This is a genomic window from Streptomyces sp. 184 (genome assembly GCF_045781775.1).
In the GTDB taxonomy this organism is placed as follows: Bacteria; Actinomycetota; Actinomycetes; order Streptomycetales; family Streptomycetaceae; genus Streptomyces.
This window is the reverse complement of sequence record NZ_CP123230.1, coordinates 226472-240259: the sequence shown is the minus strand read 5'-3', so window position 1 is coordinate 240259 and position 13788 is coordinate 226472. Positions and strand designations below refer to the sequence as shown.

General features: G+C 75.0%; 14 protein-coding genes and 1 pseudogene. 6 read left to right on the top strand and 9 right to left on the bottom strand.

What is annotated here, in order from left to right:
• Window positions 1-57: 57 nt before the first annotated feature.
• The 6 genes from QBL21_RS00910 to QBL21_RS00885 all read right to left on the bottom strand — a co-directional run bounded on the left by QBL21_RS00910 (window position 58) and on the right by QBL21_RS00885 (window position 6172).
• Window positions 58-672, bottom strand: a complete 615-nt coding sequence (locus QBL21_RS00910) for a GAF domain-containing protein (protein WP_407560021.1) — start codon at window positions 670-672, stop codon at window positions 58-60.
• On the bottom strand, window positions 669-1334 hold the full coding sequence (locus QBL21_RS00905) for a GTP-binding protein (protein WP_407560020.1): 666 nt from the start codon (window positions 1332-1334) through the stop codon (window positions 669-671). The genes QBL21_RS00910 and QBL21_RS00905 overlap by 4 nt, the downstream gene beginning before the upstream one ends.
• A complete protein-coding gene (locus tag QBL21_RS00900; RefSeq protein ID WP_407560019.1) occupies window positions 1312-1680 on the bottom strand; it encodes a DUF742 domain-containing protein in 369 nt (122 codons plus the stop codon). The genes QBL21_RS00905 and QBL21_RS00900 overlap by 23 nt, the downstream gene beginning before the upstream one ends.
• A gap of 1 nt (window position 1681) precedes the next feature.
• On the bottom strand, window positions 1682-2086 hold the full coding sequence (locus QBL21_RS00895) for a roadblock/LC7 domain-containing protein (protein ID WP_407560018.1): 405 nt from the start codon (window positions 2084-2086) through the stop codon (window positions 1682-1684).
• Complete coding sequence (locus QBL21_RS00890; protein WP_407560017.1) at window positions 2083-4185, bottom strand: ATP-binding protein; 2103 nt, start codon at window positions 4183-4185, stop codon at window positions 2083-2085. The genes QBL21_RS00895 and QBL21_RS00890 overlap by 4 nt, the downstream gene beginning before the upstream one ends.
• A 235-nt stretch (window positions 4186-4420) precedes the next feature.
• Window positions 4421-6172 carry a hypothetical protein gene (locus QBL21_RS00885; RefSeq protein WP_407560016.1) on the bottom strand — a complete coding sequence of 584 codons (1752 nt, stop codon included), beginning with the start codon at window positions 6170-6172 and terminating at the stop codon, window positions 4421-4423.
• A gap of 207 nt (window positions 6173-6379) precedes the next feature.
• Here QBL21_RS00885 and QBL21_RS00880 point away from each other — a divergent pair.
• Window positions 6380-6607, top strand: a pseudogene (locus tag QBL21_RS00880) (helix-turn-helix domain-containing protein); the annotation flags it as partial.
• A gap of 372 nt (window positions 6608-6979) precedes the next feature.
• The gene (locus tag QBL21_RS00875) at window positions 6980-8317 is read left to right on the top strand and encodes a tetratricopeptide repeat protein (RefSeq protein ID WP_407566263.1); all 1338 of its coding nucleotides are present in this window, start codon (window positions 6980-6982) and stop codon (window positions 8315-8317) included.
• Between the two features lie 49 nt (window positions 8318-8366).
• Here QBL21_RS00875 and QBL21_RS00870 read toward each other — a convergent pair whose 3' ends face one another.
• A complete protein-coding gene (locus QBL21_RS00870; RefSeq protein WP_407560015.1) occupies window positions 8367-9572 on the bottom strand; it encodes an NAD(P)/FAD-dependent oxidoreductase in 1206 nt (401 codons plus the stop codon).
• A gap of 189 nt (window positions 9573-9761) precedes the next feature.
• Between QBL21_RS00870 and QBL21_RS00865 the strand changes: the two genes are divergently transcribed.
• The 3 genes from QBL21_RS00865 to QBL21_RS00855 all read left to right on the top strand — a co-directional run bounded on the left by QBL21_RS00865 (window position 9762) and on the right by QBL21_RS00855 (window position 11608).
• A complete protein-coding gene (locus QBL21_RS00865) occupies window positions 9762-10154 on the top strand; it encodes a RidA family protein (protein WP_407560014.1) in 393 nt (130 codons plus the stop codon).
• A 79-nt stretch (window positions 10155-10233) separates the two neighbouring features.
• The gene (locus tag QBL21_RS00860; RefSeq protein ID WP_407560013.1) at window positions 10234-10761 is read left to right on the top strand and encodes an RNA polymerase sigma factor; all 528 of its coding nucleotides are present in this window, start codon (window positions 10234-10236) and stop codon (window positions 10759-10761) included.
• 1 nt (window position 10762) lies between these two features.
• Entirely contained in the window at window positions 10763-11608 is an 846-nt protein-coding gene (locus tag QBL21_RS00855) for a hypothetical protein (RefSeq protein WP_407560012.1), read from the top strand.
• Here the strand turns inward: QBL21_RS00855 and QBL21_RS00850 are convergent.
• A complete protein-coding gene (locus tag QBL21_RS00850) occupies window positions 11605-12081 on the bottom strand; it encodes a MarR family winged helix-turn-helix transcriptional regulator (RefSeq protein ID WP_407560011.1) in 477 nt (158 codons plus the stop codon). The two genes, QBL21_RS00855 and QBL21_RS00850, sit on opposite strands and share 4 nt — an antisense overlap.
• Before the next feature lie 96 nt (window positions 12082-12177).
• On the opposite strand from QBL21_RS00850, the gene QBL21_RS00845 reads away from it, so the two are divergent.
• Window positions 12178-12621: a nuclear transport factor 2 family protein gene (locus QBL21_RS00845; RefSeq protein ID WP_407560010.1), complete on the top strand. Its 444-nt coding sequence runs from the start codon at window positions 12178-12180 to the stop codon at window positions 12619-12621.
• On the opposite strand, the gene QBL21_RS00840 is transcribed toward QBL21_RS00845, so the two are convergent.
• Window positions 12578-13684, bottom strand: coding sequence for a zinc-binding dehydrogenase (locus QBL21_RS00840; protein ID WP_407560009.1), 1107 nt, complete (start codon window positions 13682-13684; stop codon window positions 12578-12580). The genes QBL21_RS00845 and QBL21_RS00840 overlap by 44 nt on opposite strands.
• Window positions 13685-13788: the final 104 nt, after the last annotated feature.

The window sequence follows — 13788 nt, the reverse complement described above, 5'->3', positions numbered from 1 at the left end:
GGCCCGGGGGGCGCGCCGAAACCTCCGCACGCCCCCGCGGCCCGGCCGCCGGAGCGGTCAGCCGACCCGGCCCCGGCTGCGCTCTTCGAGGATCTCCATCAGCGAACGGGCCTGGGTCTTGATGAACTCCAGCCCCTCCTGCGCCTGCCGCCCCCACGGGCGCGGCTCGGTGTCCACCACGCACACGGTGCCCAGGGTCACGTCCGTCACCGGGTCGATGAGCGGCGCGCCCATGTAGGTGCGGATGCCGATCTGGTCCACGACCGGGTTGCCCGCGAAGCGGGGGTACGCGCACACGTCGGGCAGCACCAGCGCGGTGCGCCGGCCGACGACGTGCGGGCAGTAGCCGTGGTCGCGGTCCATGATCCGGCTGACCTCCGGCTTGCCGGGCTGCTCCGCGAGGCTGGGGTCGGCCCAGTCGGCGGGCGGCGCGTACAGGCCGGTGAAGTACTGGTGGTCGGTGATGAGGTTGACCATCGCGTACGGGGTCCCGCCCAACTGCGCCAGCGACGCGGCGCCCTCAGCGAGCCGGGCGGCGAAGGCGTCGAACTCCGCGTCCGGCCGGTCGCCCAGGCCGAGTTCGTGCAGCCGCTGCTTGCGCCGCTCCAGCTCCTGGTCCTGCTCCCCGTCGGTCATCAGATGGCGGGCGGTGTGGTGGTCGTAGGTCGTCATGCGGGGCTCCTCGGTGGGGAGGTGGGCACGGGCTGTGCGGACTCGGGCGCTGCCGCCGGCTCGGGTGCGGCCGAGCCCTCGGCCCTGGCCGCCACGGACCGGGCGTGCGCGTGCTCGACCAGCCTGATCAGCAGGTTTCGCGCCGAACTGGTGGCGCGGGCGTCGCAGCACAGCACCGGGGTGTCGCTGCGCAGATGGAGCGCGGCCTTCACCTCGTCCGGGGTGTAGTGGTAGGCGTCGTCGAACTCGTTGACGCCCACGACGAAGGGCAGGCCGCGCCGCTCGAAGTACTCGACGGCCGCGAAGCAGTCCGCGAGCCGCCGGGTGTCGGCGAGGACGACGGCGCCGATGGCGCCGCTCGCGAGGTGGTCCCACATGAACCAGAAACGCTTCTGGCCCGGCGTGCCGAACAGCAGCAGCATCATGTGGTGCGCGCTGAGGGTGATGCGGCCGAAGTCCATGGCGACGGTGGTCGCGTCCTTCTCCGGCACACCGTCCAGGCTGTCGTGGTCGACGCTCGCGGCGGTCAGGGTCTCCTCGGTCGTCAGCGGCGGGATCTCGCTCACCGCACCGACCATCGTGGTCTTGCCGACCCCGAACCCGCCGGCTATCACGATCTTCAGCGGGACGAAGGAGTCGTCAGAGATTGCGTAGTCCGACAAGGACCTTCTCCAGTAGGTATGGGTCGGTGGGGTCGGGCGGGCCCGCGGGCGCCGTCAGGATGAGCGCGCAGGTGTCGAGCAGGTCGCAGAGCAGGATCTTGGTGACCGCCACCGGCAGCCCCAGCCGGCCGGCCACCTCCGCCACCGAGCGGGGGCCCGCCCGGCACTCCCGCAGCGTCTCGTCGTGCTCCGGCGTCAACGGGACGCGGGGCAGCGTCCGGGCGGCCATGACCAGGGTCTCCAGGGCCAGCCGGCGGGTCGGCGCGGTCCGCCCGCCGGTCACCGCGTACGGGCGTAACCGGGGGGCTCCGTCGGTCACCCAGGGGGCGTCGTCGTACGACGTCATGTCACCGGGCGGGGCCCGGGGCCGCGGCGGCGGCCGTCCGCGCGGGGGAGGTGAGGTGCGTCGGTACGCGCTTGACCAACTGGCCCATCTCGTAGCCGATCACCCCCAGGTCCGCGTCCGGTTCTGCGAGCACCGCGAGGATCGCGCCGGGGCCCGCGGCCATCACGCACAGCACCACGTCCTCGTGCTCCACGAGTACCTGGCGCACGCCGCGCACGGTGTCGGTGCCGATGCCCGCGCCGAGCGAGAACAGCCCGGTGGACACCGCGGCGAGCCGGTCGGCGGAGGCGGTGTCGAGGTCGTGGGCGTGCATCCGCACGCCGTCCGTCGAGGCGACGACGGCACTACGGGCGCTGGCGACCTGCTGGACGAAGTTGGCCAGAAGCCAGTCGAGGCTTTCGCTCACGAAGACGGGCCTTCCGTGGATCGGTGCTGGTGCGTGGGGGCGGGGCCGAACCGTTCGTCGGCGTGGTCGGCGGCGCGCTGGTCGCCGTCCTCGGCGGCGCGGGAGCCGGCGGTGAAGCTGGCCATGAGGCCGGTGTTGAGTGGGCTGGCGGGGGCTGCCGCGTGGCCGGGTACGGCGCCGGGAGTGGGGGTACCCCCGCCAGTGAGGGCGTAGCCGGCGGGGGAGCCGGGTTCGCGGCGCAGCTCGGGCACCAGGTGGCTGCCGGAGCGCTCGGGCAGCGGGGGGCGCTGCCCGGCGGCCGGAGGCCCGGGGGCCGGAGCCGGAGCCGGGGCGGCGTGGCGGGGGGTGTAGCCGGCCGCGGGGGTGTGCGGGGTGGCGTCGGGGTGCCCGGTGCCGGGCGCCGGGTGGGCGGCGGTGCGCTCGTGGGCGGCGGTGCCTTCGTACGCGGTGGTGCTCTCGTAGTCGGTGCCGTCGTACGCGGGGGTGTGGTCGTACGCGCCGAGGACGTCGTGGCCGCCGGTGCCCTCGTGCGCACCGGTGACCCGGTGGGCGCCCGCGGTCCCGGGGGCGCCGTTGATCCGCTGCGCGCCGGTGGCCTCGGGCCCGGCGGTGATCTGGTGGGCGCCCGCGGTCTCGGGGGCGCCGGGCTGCCGTTGCCGTGCCACGCCGTTGGCGGTCCCGGCGGGCAGCGGGGCGGGGGCGGCGCTCGCGACGGCGGCCGGGCGGTGCGCGGCGGCGTCGGCGGCGACAGCCGCGGGCTGCGACTGCGGCGTCGGCTGCGACTGCGACTGCTGGGGCGCCTGCTGCTGGGGCGCGGGGGCCGCGGCGTGCTGCTGCTCGCGGGCAGCCGCGGCGCCGGCCCGGTCGCTCTTCTCCTCCGGGTCCATCAGCAGCGCGTTGGGCAGCAGCACGGTCGCGCGGCAGCCGCCGTAGACGTTGCGCTGGAGCTGTACGGGGATCCGGTGCCGGCGCGCGAGGTGGGCGACGACGAGGAGGCCGATGCGGCCGTCCTTGATCTGCTCGTCCACGGCGGTCGGGGTGGCCCGGCTCAGCAGGGTGTTCATCCGCTCCTGGGTGTCGCCCTGGAGTCCGAGGCCCCGGTCGTCGATCTCCACGACCAGCCCGGCCGCGGCCGGCTCGACGCGCAGCTCGACCTTGGTCTCGGGCGGGGAGAACCCGGCGGCGTTCTCGACGAGTTCGGCGATCAGGTGGATGACGTCGGGGGCGACGCCACCCTGGAGCACGCCGGTCATCGGCGGCACCAGCTTGACGCGCCCGTAGTCCTCGACCTCGGAGACCGCCGAGCGCAGCACGGCGTTCACCGGCATCGGCCGGCTGATGCGGCGCGGCACGGCGCCGCCGAGTATCGCCAGGCTCTCCACCTGGCGGCGCAGCCGGGTGACGAGGTGGTCGAGCTGGAAGAGGCCGTGCAGCAGGTCCGGGTCCTCGACCTGCTTCTCCAGCCCGTCCAGCTCGTCCAGGGAACGGATGACCAGGTTCTGGAGCCGGCGGGCGAGGTTGACGAAGACCTCGATGCGGCCGCGGGACGAGACGTCCACGACGGCCTTGAGGGCGGCGTGCACGGTGGCGTGCACCAGCCGCTCCACCGACTCGGGGGTGACGTCGGCGGCCCGGGCGGCGGGGGTACCCCCGCCGGCGGGGGCGTAGCCGGTGGGGGAGGTGAGCGCCAGCGCGTCGGGTTCGGGGCGTTCGCCGCGCTGCGCCTGGTCGACCAGGCGCAGCAGCTCGCCCTGGGCGGCTTCGAGGAGCGCGGTCAGCTCCAGGTTGCGTTCGGTACGGGCGTCTTCCTCGGCGTCGAGGGCGTCGGCGAGCGCGCCGATGCGGAGTATGGCCAGGACCGTGATGCCCACCACGGCCAGCACTCCGGCACCGATGATCATGCGGGTCTCGGCGCTCGTCGACCCGCCTATGAGCGCGCCGTACGTCGTGGCGCCGCCCACCAGCAGCGCGGCGGTCACCGGCAGCAGCGTGACCCGCCAGAGCCGGGCGCGCAGGGCGCGGCCCGCGCGGCGCCGCCGGGAGGCGAACCGGCCCTGGCGGGGGTCGGCGTTCCCGGCGGGAGCGGGGTGGTCGGACATGGGCTTCCTCGCTGGATGGGCCGTACGAGGACAGCATCTGGCTGCGCTGTCGTACGGCGTCGTGCGGGTTCTTCCGGCCGTCTGCCGGGCAGTGCGCGCGCGGCGCACAGATCTGATGGTCACCGTGGTCTCAACGGCACCGTGAGCCACACCTACATTGCTCAGCTACGGGTGTCGTTGCCACCGCTCCCCGGGGTCGTTTGGGGGTCGCTTCCCGGGGGTTCGAACGTGTGCGTTATCTTCGCCCGCCGCGGGGGCGGTCGGGCCGGAACTGCGTTCGGTTTCCGCCGGTCACGGCCCCGGCGAGGGCGCCGAAGTCACCGTGGTCCAGGTCACTCGCGGGCCTGCCGCCCGGCCCGAGACCGCCGACGAAGCGCAGCACCTCGTCGAGTTCTTCCAGGCCGATCAGCCGGCTGCGCGGCCGGAGCATACCGGCGCTGCCGTAGCGGCCCAGCTCGGCGCACCGGCCCGTCAGCCAGGCCCAGTCGAGATCCAGGTGGTCCGCCAGCCGGCGCAGCCGCTCCGCGGCCGTGGCGCCGTCGGTGACGCTGCGCGTCTGCGCGTGCCGTACGGCGTCCGCGTAGGCCCGCAGCCGGGCCCAGTGGCTGGTGGTGTCGACCTGCCAGATGCCGTCCGTGCGCAGCCAGTTGGCTATGATCGCGCGCTCCCCCGGCAGCAGCGCGAAGCCGTCCACCTGCGCGTACTCCGGCTCCGTGCACACCCACGTGGTCAGCCCGTGCTGCTCCATCAGCGCCAGCGTCAGGAACAGCAGCGTGCGCTCGTAGCGCTCGCTGGTCTTGACCGCGTTGTGCGGCAGGCAGAAGACGTGTCCGTACGGGCCGTCCGCGTCCGCGAGCGCGTCGCGCAGCGACCGCAGATACGTGTGCTTGTGGCGGAAGAACAGCCAGGCGGCGGCCTCTTCGCCGTACTGCTCGCGGGCCCAGAACACCGGCGGCTCGCCCGGCTCCGCGCGCAGCTTGCGCAGGATGTGCTGGTCGCAGACGTGGCTGCCGAGCCAGGCGGTGCCGACGTCGGACAGGTCGGGCATCGCCGAGCGGGCCACGGCGGACCGCTCGCGGCCCAGGAAGTCGTCCAGGCCGCTGCGCTCCGCCTCCAGCAGGGCGTCGTCGGCGAGGAGGCCGTCGTCCAGGTTGAGTACGGCCCACAGGATGCCGTACGTCAGGTCGTCCAGCCGGTACGCGCGCGGGATCGGCAGCACGTCCACCGGGTCCGCGGCGACGGGCTGCCGGGCACGTACGGCGTCGAGCACGAACAGGCCCTCGCCGCGGCGCGCGCCGAGCGCGGCGAGCAGCAGCGCCCGGCGCGCGGGGCGGATGAAGTCGCGCAGGTGCGGGTGGTCGTCGGGCCCGATGACGACGCTGTCCGGGCCGGCCTCGGCCTCGTACAACTGCACGGCCACGGAGGTGCCGTCGAAGACGCGGTGGCCGTCGAGCTGCCAGACCCCGCCGCCGCCGGGGGCCGGCGCGGTGGGCGACAGGAAGGACGTCGACCAGGTCACGTCGAGCGCGCGGGCGGTGGCCAGGGAGGCGTCGTCGGGGAGGCGGGGCGTGGTGAACGTGCGCGTGGGCGCCGGGCCGAGGAGCGCGTCGACGTCGATGCCGAGCATGTGCTCCAGGACGGTGCCGGCGTTGCCGCGCGGGATCTGCTCCCCGGCGAGCCACCGCTTGAAGGTGGTGCTGGAGATGGTGAGTCTGGCGAGCCGCGGGTCGCCGTACTCGGCGGCGGCCTTGCGTGCGGCGTGCGTGTAGTGGACTTCGAACGTCGAGAATCTGGCCCAGCCGCGCTTGGCCAACTCGACGCGCAGCAGCGTCGGCGGCGGCGGTACGGGGCCGGGTTCCGGCTCCCGTAGGGCGTCGTCGGCATCGCCCGGCGCGTCGCGCGGGGCGGCGCCCGATGCGTCGCCCCGGGTGGTGTCGACCGCGGGCTGCGGGGTGTGGCCGTCGGCGGGTGGGCCCGTCGTGGTCATGTAAGCGCTACCTCGATCTGCCGGCTCAGACCGGAACTTTGCGCTCCGTAGCCTGCCGTCTGGCATGTGCCGTTCGTAAGTTCCGGGGGTGTGCAGAGCGTTCACCTTTACAGCGCGCATTAAATCGGGTGATCTTGCAGGTCGTTCGGGGGTCGTCCGGCGGAGAGCGACCTGCGGGACGCGCCGTGCGGGCAATAATGCGCGTCCATGACGCGAGGCAGGCCCACGACTCGGTTGACATTGACGGACCGGGAACTCCACTTCCTCGAACACCTGGTCGCACACAGCGCCACCCCGGCCGCCAGACGGCTCCACTGCCGCATCGTGCTCGCGTGCGCGGCGGGGGAGTCCAACGGGGAAGTGGCGGCCCGGTTCGGGATCACCCCGACGACGGTGTGCCGGTGGCGCAACCGCTTCGCGCGGGAGCGGCTGGCGGCGGTGCGGGGAGCCGGCCCCGACGGGTGGGCGCCGGGCGCGGAACGGGAGCCGGGCGGACGGGGACGGGGAACGGCGGCCGGACGGGAGCCGGGCGGACGGGAGCCGGAGCTACGCGGGCCGGGTACGCGGCAACGGCAGGCGGCCCGGCGGGAGTCGGGCGGGCCGGCGGCCGAGGGGGCCGCCCCCGCCGGTGAGGGCGGGGCCGGCGCAGGAGGGCGTGCGAGCACCGGTCCCGCGGGGGCAGGGCACGCGGTCGGCCATGCGGTCGGCCACGCGGTTGGCCACGCCCTGTCCCGGCGGCCGGGCACGAGCGCCCCCGCGTCGGCCGCGTCCGGAGCCGGGTACGGGCCCGGGGCCGGGGGCGACTACGTGCGGGTCAACGTCCGGCTCGCCGCCCTCATGCGCGAGTCCGGCCTCACCCCCACCTCCCTCGCCGGCCAGGTACGCGAGCTGGGCCGCCGCCGCGGCCTCGAACTGCGCTGCACGCACACGTACGTCAAGCGCTGGCTGCGCGGCAGCTTCGGCTCGTCCGTACCGCCGGAGCTGATCGCCGCCGTGTTCTCCCGCCGGCTCGGCCGGGACATCACCCCCGGCGACATCGCCGCCCCCTCCGGCCGCCGGCTCCTCCCCGACAACCTCGGCCTGCGCGGCCCGTCCACGCCCCTCGGCGCCGTCCGCACCGCCGCCCAGCTCTGGGACGCCGACCCGCGCTACGCGCTGCCGCCGGTGTCGGCCGCCGCGCTGCGCAACTCCGTCCGCCGGTGGCGCGGCGCCACGCCGCCCGCGCCGCCGCAGCGCGCCGTGGGCACGTACCGCGTCGGACAGCCGGACATCGCGCGGATCCACGCCCTGACCGAGCACCTGGCGATGCTCGACAACCGCTACGGCGGCGGCGCCGCCCGGTCGATCGCGATGACCCACCTGCGCACCGACGTGCTGCCGATGCTCGAAAGCAGCTACACGGGCGCCGTCGGCCGCAACCTCTTCCGCGCCGCCGCCCTCGTCACCCACCACACCGCGCACCTGCTGTACGACACCGGGCGGCACAGCGCGGCCCGGCGCTATCTGCGGCTCGCCCTGGACATGGCGTACCACGGGCACGACCGCGCCTTCGCCGCCAAGATCCTCGGCACCCTCGCCCACCAGGCCGTTCACCTCGGCGACTACCGCGAGGCCGTCGAACTCTCCGAAGCCGGGCTGGCCGAGCCCGGGCTGACCCCGGCCGGCAAGGCCGTGCTGCACGCCATGGCCGCCCGCGCGCACGCCCGGCTGCGCGACTCGCGGGCGACCGCGATCTCCCTCTCCCACGCCGAGAGTTCCCTGTCCGCGGGCGCCCCCGCGCAGGAGCCGGTCTGGCTGCGCTACTTCAGCGGCGCGGAGCTGCACGACGAGATCGCGCACTGCCTCGTCGACCTGCGGCAGGCGCGCGCGGCCCGGCCGCACGCGGAGCACGGGATCGCCGCGCGCACGGACCGGTACGCGCGCAGCATCGCGTTCACGCGCGTCGTGCTGGCCACGGCGTGGCTCCAGGAGCGGGAGGTCGAGCACGCCTGCCAGGTGGCGATGGGCGCGCTGCGGGCCACGGAGGACATCCAGTCGGAGCGGGTACGGGGCTATCTCGCCGGGTTCCGGGAGCGGCTGCGGCCGTTCCGGAACGTGCCGGCGGCCCGGGAGTTCTCGTACCGGGCGGCACGGATGCTGAGTTGAGCCGCGGGCCCGGTGAGCCGGCGGCCGGTCCGTGCGGCGACCCGCCGGCTCACCGTACGAACCGGTCGGGCCGGTACGGCGCCAGCTCCGGCGTCTCCCGGCCGGTGAGCAGTTCGCGCGCCACCAGCTTCCCCAGCCGCAGGGACAGGGTCATGCCGCTGTGCGTCACCACCGTGTACAGCCCCTCCACCTCGGCGTGCGGGCCCACGATCGAGTTGTCGTCCGGCGGCAGCGGGCGCGTGCACACCCGGCCGCCGACGAGCTGCGCCGACGACGCCACGGCGGGCAGCATGTCGTGGGCGCGGGCGTGCAGTTCGCGGGCGAGCGCGGCGACGCGGTCGGCGGGCGTGTGCCGGTCCACCTCGTCGTTGAGGTCCAGCGCCTCCAGGTAGACGCGCCCGCCGGCGAGCGGGCGGGCGTGCAGGCGCGGGGTGAGCACCATGCGGGTCAGCGGCGGGCCGCCCCCGGCGTCCGGACGCAGGTGCGCCAGCAGCGTCGGCGCCTCGGACCCCGGCGCGTCGCCGGGCACCAGCGGCACGTACGCGCCGGCCAGCGCGGCGACCGCCGGCGTGCGCCAGCCGGCGCAGCACACCGCGACGTCCGCCGGCACCGTCTCGCCCCCGGCGCACCGCACGCCGCGCACCCGGCCGCCGGCGGTGTCGATGCCCACGACGCGCGCCTCCGCGCCGGTACGGACGTGGACGCCGCCGGCGCGGGCGGCGGCGAGGAGGTGGGCGACGAACGGCTCCGGGTCGACGGCCGCCTCGTCGCGGAAGTACGCGACCCGGGCGCCGGCGTCGATGCGCAGCGCGGGCTCCAGCTCCCGGGCGCGGGGCACGGGGATCCACTCCGCGGCGTACCCCCACTCCCGCAGGCGCGCGACGGTCTGCCGGAGCTGGTCGAGCCCGGGGCCGCCGGAGGCCCACCGCAGAGCGCCGCCGGGGCGGTACCACCCGCGGCCGCTGCCGCGCACGCCGGCGCCCGCGTAGGCGGCCGGGCCGGTGTTCCGCGCCAGGGCGGCGTGGGCGCGCATGCCCGAGACGGCCAGCTCGTGGTAGTGGCGCGGGGTCTTGGAGTGGGCGTTGATCCAGGCCATGGAGTTGGCGGTGGTCCCCGCCCCCGGTGCGCCGCGGTCCAGCAGCCACACCTCCACCCTTCTGCCCGTGCCCCCGCCCCCGTCCGCGCCCCCGCCGCGGCCCCCGCCGCCGAGTTGCGCCGCCAGCGCCGCACCGATCACGCCTGCACCGATCACCACAATGCGCACGATGGATTCGCCCCCGTTTCGCTCGTGCACCTCGTCCTTTCCAGGCTGCCACCGAGCGGTCCGCGGCGCGGGCATGGAACATGACGTGTCCGGATATCACCCGTAGCGGTAAGGAAAGCAAGATTCGCGCGGAAGGTAGTTTCGGAATGCCGACATCTGATCGACGAGCGGAGTACGCGCATGCAGCAGCACATCGTCCGGCCCGAGGGATCCCCGCCGGTCAACGGCTACAGCCACGCGGTGGCGTTCACCGGCACGGTGGTCGCCGTCTCCGGCCAGGTGCCGCTGGACGCCGACGGCCGGCTGGTGGGCAAGGACGACGCGGAGACGCAGGTGCGCCAGGTCTTCGCGAACCTCACCACCGCGCTGGAGGCGGCGGGATCCGGCCTGGAGCACGTGGTGAAGCTGACCGTCTACCTCACCGACCTCGGCGACCTGCCGGCGTTCCGCCGCGTACGCGACGAACTCCAGAACCCGTCACACCCGCCGGCGAGTTCGCTGGTGCAGGTGGCGGGGCTGGTGAGCCCGGAGTTCCGGGTGGAGGTGGACGCGCTGGCGGTGCTGCCGGGCTGACCTCCGGGCCGTACGGCCGAACGTTCCGGACCCGTACTCCGTCATAGACGGGACGTGCCGCGGCAAGGGAGGGGATGCGATGGCAGTCCGCCGCAGACCGGCGCACGACGCGGACCCCGCGCTGTCCGCCGCCGACGCGAGCCGGGTACGTGCCGTACTCGCGCTCGGCGGCGTGCCGTTCGGCGAACTCGACGACGGGGTGCAGCAGGTCCAGCTCAAGCTGCTGGAGCAGCAGACGCGGCCGGACCGCGCCCCCGTGCGCAACCCGGCCGCCTGGGCGGCGGCCGTCGCCTCCCGCGTCGCCGCCGACTGGCACCGCGGCCGCACCCGCGACGCGGGCCTGCGCGAACGCCTCGCCGCCCGCTGGACCCGCTCCACCGCGGCCGACCACCCCGAGGACGCCCGGCTGCTGGCCCTGGCGGTGGCGGAGGGCCTGGAGGAACTGCCCGACGGACAGCGGCAGGTGGTGGTGCTGCGCTACTACGCGGACCTGCCGGTGAAGGACATCGCGGAGGCGCTGGGCATCCCGGAGGGCACGGTCAAGAGCCGCCTGCACGGGGCGGCGGCGGTGCTGCGCACGCGACTGCGGGAGAGGGAGGTGGGGTGAGGTGCCGGAGCTGACGGAGGCGGAGGAGGAGCGGCTGCGGAGGGCGCTGGGTCTGATCGCGGCGGAGGCGGTGGTACGGGAGGAGGAGGAACCGGATACGGCGGGGGGACGGGTGGGCCGGGACGTAGGGCGGCGCGGAAGGGTCGTACCGCTGGGGAGGGACGCACCGCACGGGGACGCACCGCACGGGGACGTACCGCACGGGGACGCACGGCGCGGGGACGTACCGCGCGGGGAGGACGCAGCGCGCGGGGAGGACGCGCCGCGCGAGGGCCGTGGCTGGGGCGAGCCGTTGCCGTCGCCTTCTGCGGCGGGGCGCCGCCTGCGCCGCGGGGTGGCGGTGGTGGTGAGCGCGGCGGCGGTGGCGGCGTTCGGGCTCCTGGCCCACACGGCGATCACCGGCGCGGGCACGGACGGCATCGCCCAGGACGGGGCGGGGAACAGCGACGCGGACGGCCAGGGGCTGACGCTCCTGGAGAACGCCGCGTGCACGAAGCGCCTGCTGGAGGGGACGGTGGCCGACGTGAAGCAGGTCCCCCGCCCCCCGGACGCGTTCCCGTGGGTGGAGGTCACGCTGACCGACGTCCGCTGGCACGTGCCCCCGTCCAGCGAGACCCGCACGACGGTCCGCATCCCGGATCCGGTGGAGTGGAACGACGAGAAGCCCTTCGTCCGTGGTGAGCCCCTGCTGGTGGAGGACCTGGGCGGCGACGACATCGCGTACTACCGCGGCGCTCGCGGCAACCCGTACAAGGGCATGGGGACGGTCCGCGAGGAGCGGCTTCGGGCGCTGGAGAAGGCGCAGGAGAAGGGCATCACGTGCCCGTCGTTCTGGGTGAACCGCTAGGACCCGTCGTCCAGGTGCGCGTTGACGCGGCCGAGCAGGGCGAACAACTGCGTGCGCTCGTCGGGGCCGAGCGGGGCCATGATGTGCTCGTTGACGCCGTCGAGTACGTGGTCGAGTTCGTCCAGGCGGCGCCGGCCGTCCTCGGTGACGGTGATGACGTTGCGGCGCCTGTCGGCCGGGTCCGGGGAGCGGCGGACCCAGCCGGCGTCCGCGAGGTCGTTGAGGACCGAGACGAGATCGCTCTTGTAGATGCGGGTGCGGCCGGACAGGGCCGCCTGGCTGGCCGGGCCCGCCTCGGCGAGGGTGGCGAGCACCACGAAGTGGTCCTTGTGGGCGCCCACCGCCCGTAGCGCCTCGCCCGCCACCCGCCGCGTCTGGGTGGCCGTCATCCCGACGAGTCGCGAGAACTGGCGCTTGAGCCGCTCCGGGGTCTCCTCGCCGCGGTCGAACCGCGTCTCGTCGGTGGTCTCCATGCCGGGCATCCTACCCGTTTGCGTTAGTGCCACTAACGATATACATTCGCTCACGAGTCAACCGTTAGTGACACTAACGTTTTGAAGGAGAGCGCCATGCCCGGCACCGAAACCCAGATCCGCGACCTCGCCGCCCTCACCGACCGCGCCGAACTCGCCGACCTGGTCGCCCGCCACAGCCTGTGGATAGACGAGGGCCGCTTCGACGAGACCGACCGGCTCTTCACCCCGGACGTCGCCGTCAGGTCCCCGCGGGGGGAGGCCCACGGCATCGAGGCGCTGGTCGCACTCGTCCGCAGGGGCCACGACAGATACGTCCGCACCCTGCACAACAAGTCCAACCTGGTCATCGAGATCGACGGGGACACCGCCACCGTGCGCGCCCACGACATCGCCGTCTTCGTCATCGACGACAAGACGGAGGCGATCGCCGGCGGGGTCCACCACTACGGAGCCCGCCGCACCGAGGACGGCTGGCGCTTCGACCGCCTCGACATCACCCCGGTCGCCCTGACCGAGGCCCTCGGCCGGGCCCTGTAGAACTCCTCACGAACCGGTCTCCGGGGCGTGCGGCCCGCCCGCGGGGCGGGGCAGCGCGGCGAGGCGGCTGCGCAGCCACGTCAGCCGCTCGATCTCCGCGTCGAGGACCGCGATCCGGCGGTCCACGACCGCGCTGACACCGCAGGAGCCGCAGGACAGCGGGTATTTCTCGACCGCGTGAAGCTGCTCGGTACGGCCGCGCAGGTCCTCGACGGTCAGGCCGAGGGCGAGGAGTTCGCGTACGGCCCGGATCCGGGCGATGTCCTGCGGCCCGCACCGTCATCGCACCGGAGCGCAGCCAGTCGCCGAAGCGCGCGCTGCCGCCCGCCCGCTCGGGCGACAACTGCCCCGACAGGGCGCCGACCAGCGCGAGGCGGGCGCCGGGGCGTGCGGAGGCGACGGCGCCCGCCAACTGCTCGCCGCCGACCATGTCCAGCACCACGTCGACCCCCTCGGGCACGGCCGCCGCCAGCCGGTCCGCGAACGGGCCGTCCCCGGCGACCACCACGTCGTCGTAACCGGACTCGGCCAGCAGCCGCCCGGCCTTCCCCGCCGAGCGGGTCGTGCCGATCACCCGCCCGGCGCCGAGCAGCCGGGCGATCTGCCCGGCCAGCGTGCCGACCGCACCCGCGGCGCCGGTGACGAGCACGGTGTCGTCGGCGCGTACCTCGGCCACGCGGGTCAGCGAGCCGTACGCGGCGGCCCCCTGGTTGAGGTGCGCCACCGGGTCGGGCAGCGTGCCGTCCGCGGGCGCGCACTCGGCGGCCGGGAGCACCGCGTACTCGCGCCGGCCGCGCAGGTGGACGACGGTGTCGCCGGGGTGCACGGACGCCGCGTCCGGATGGGCGGCGACGACCTCGCCGACGGCCGGGCCGTAGACGGTGTCCCCGCCGCGTATCGGCGGCAGCGGCATGCCCTCGGCCTCCGCGCCCATCACCGTGCGCAGGCCGGGGAAGACGAGGAAGTACCGGTTGCGCACCACCACCTCCCCCGGCCCGGGCAGGCCGTCCGGGGCGGCGGCGAGCCTGACTTCACGCGCGGTACGCGGCAGAGCAGCGGTCATGGCGGTCCTCCCGAGAGCGTCGGAGCCGGGCGTCCCGGCCGCGGGACCGCGACCGTAAACCCTGACGTACACGTCAGAGGCAAGAGTCGAGACCCGCGCGGGAA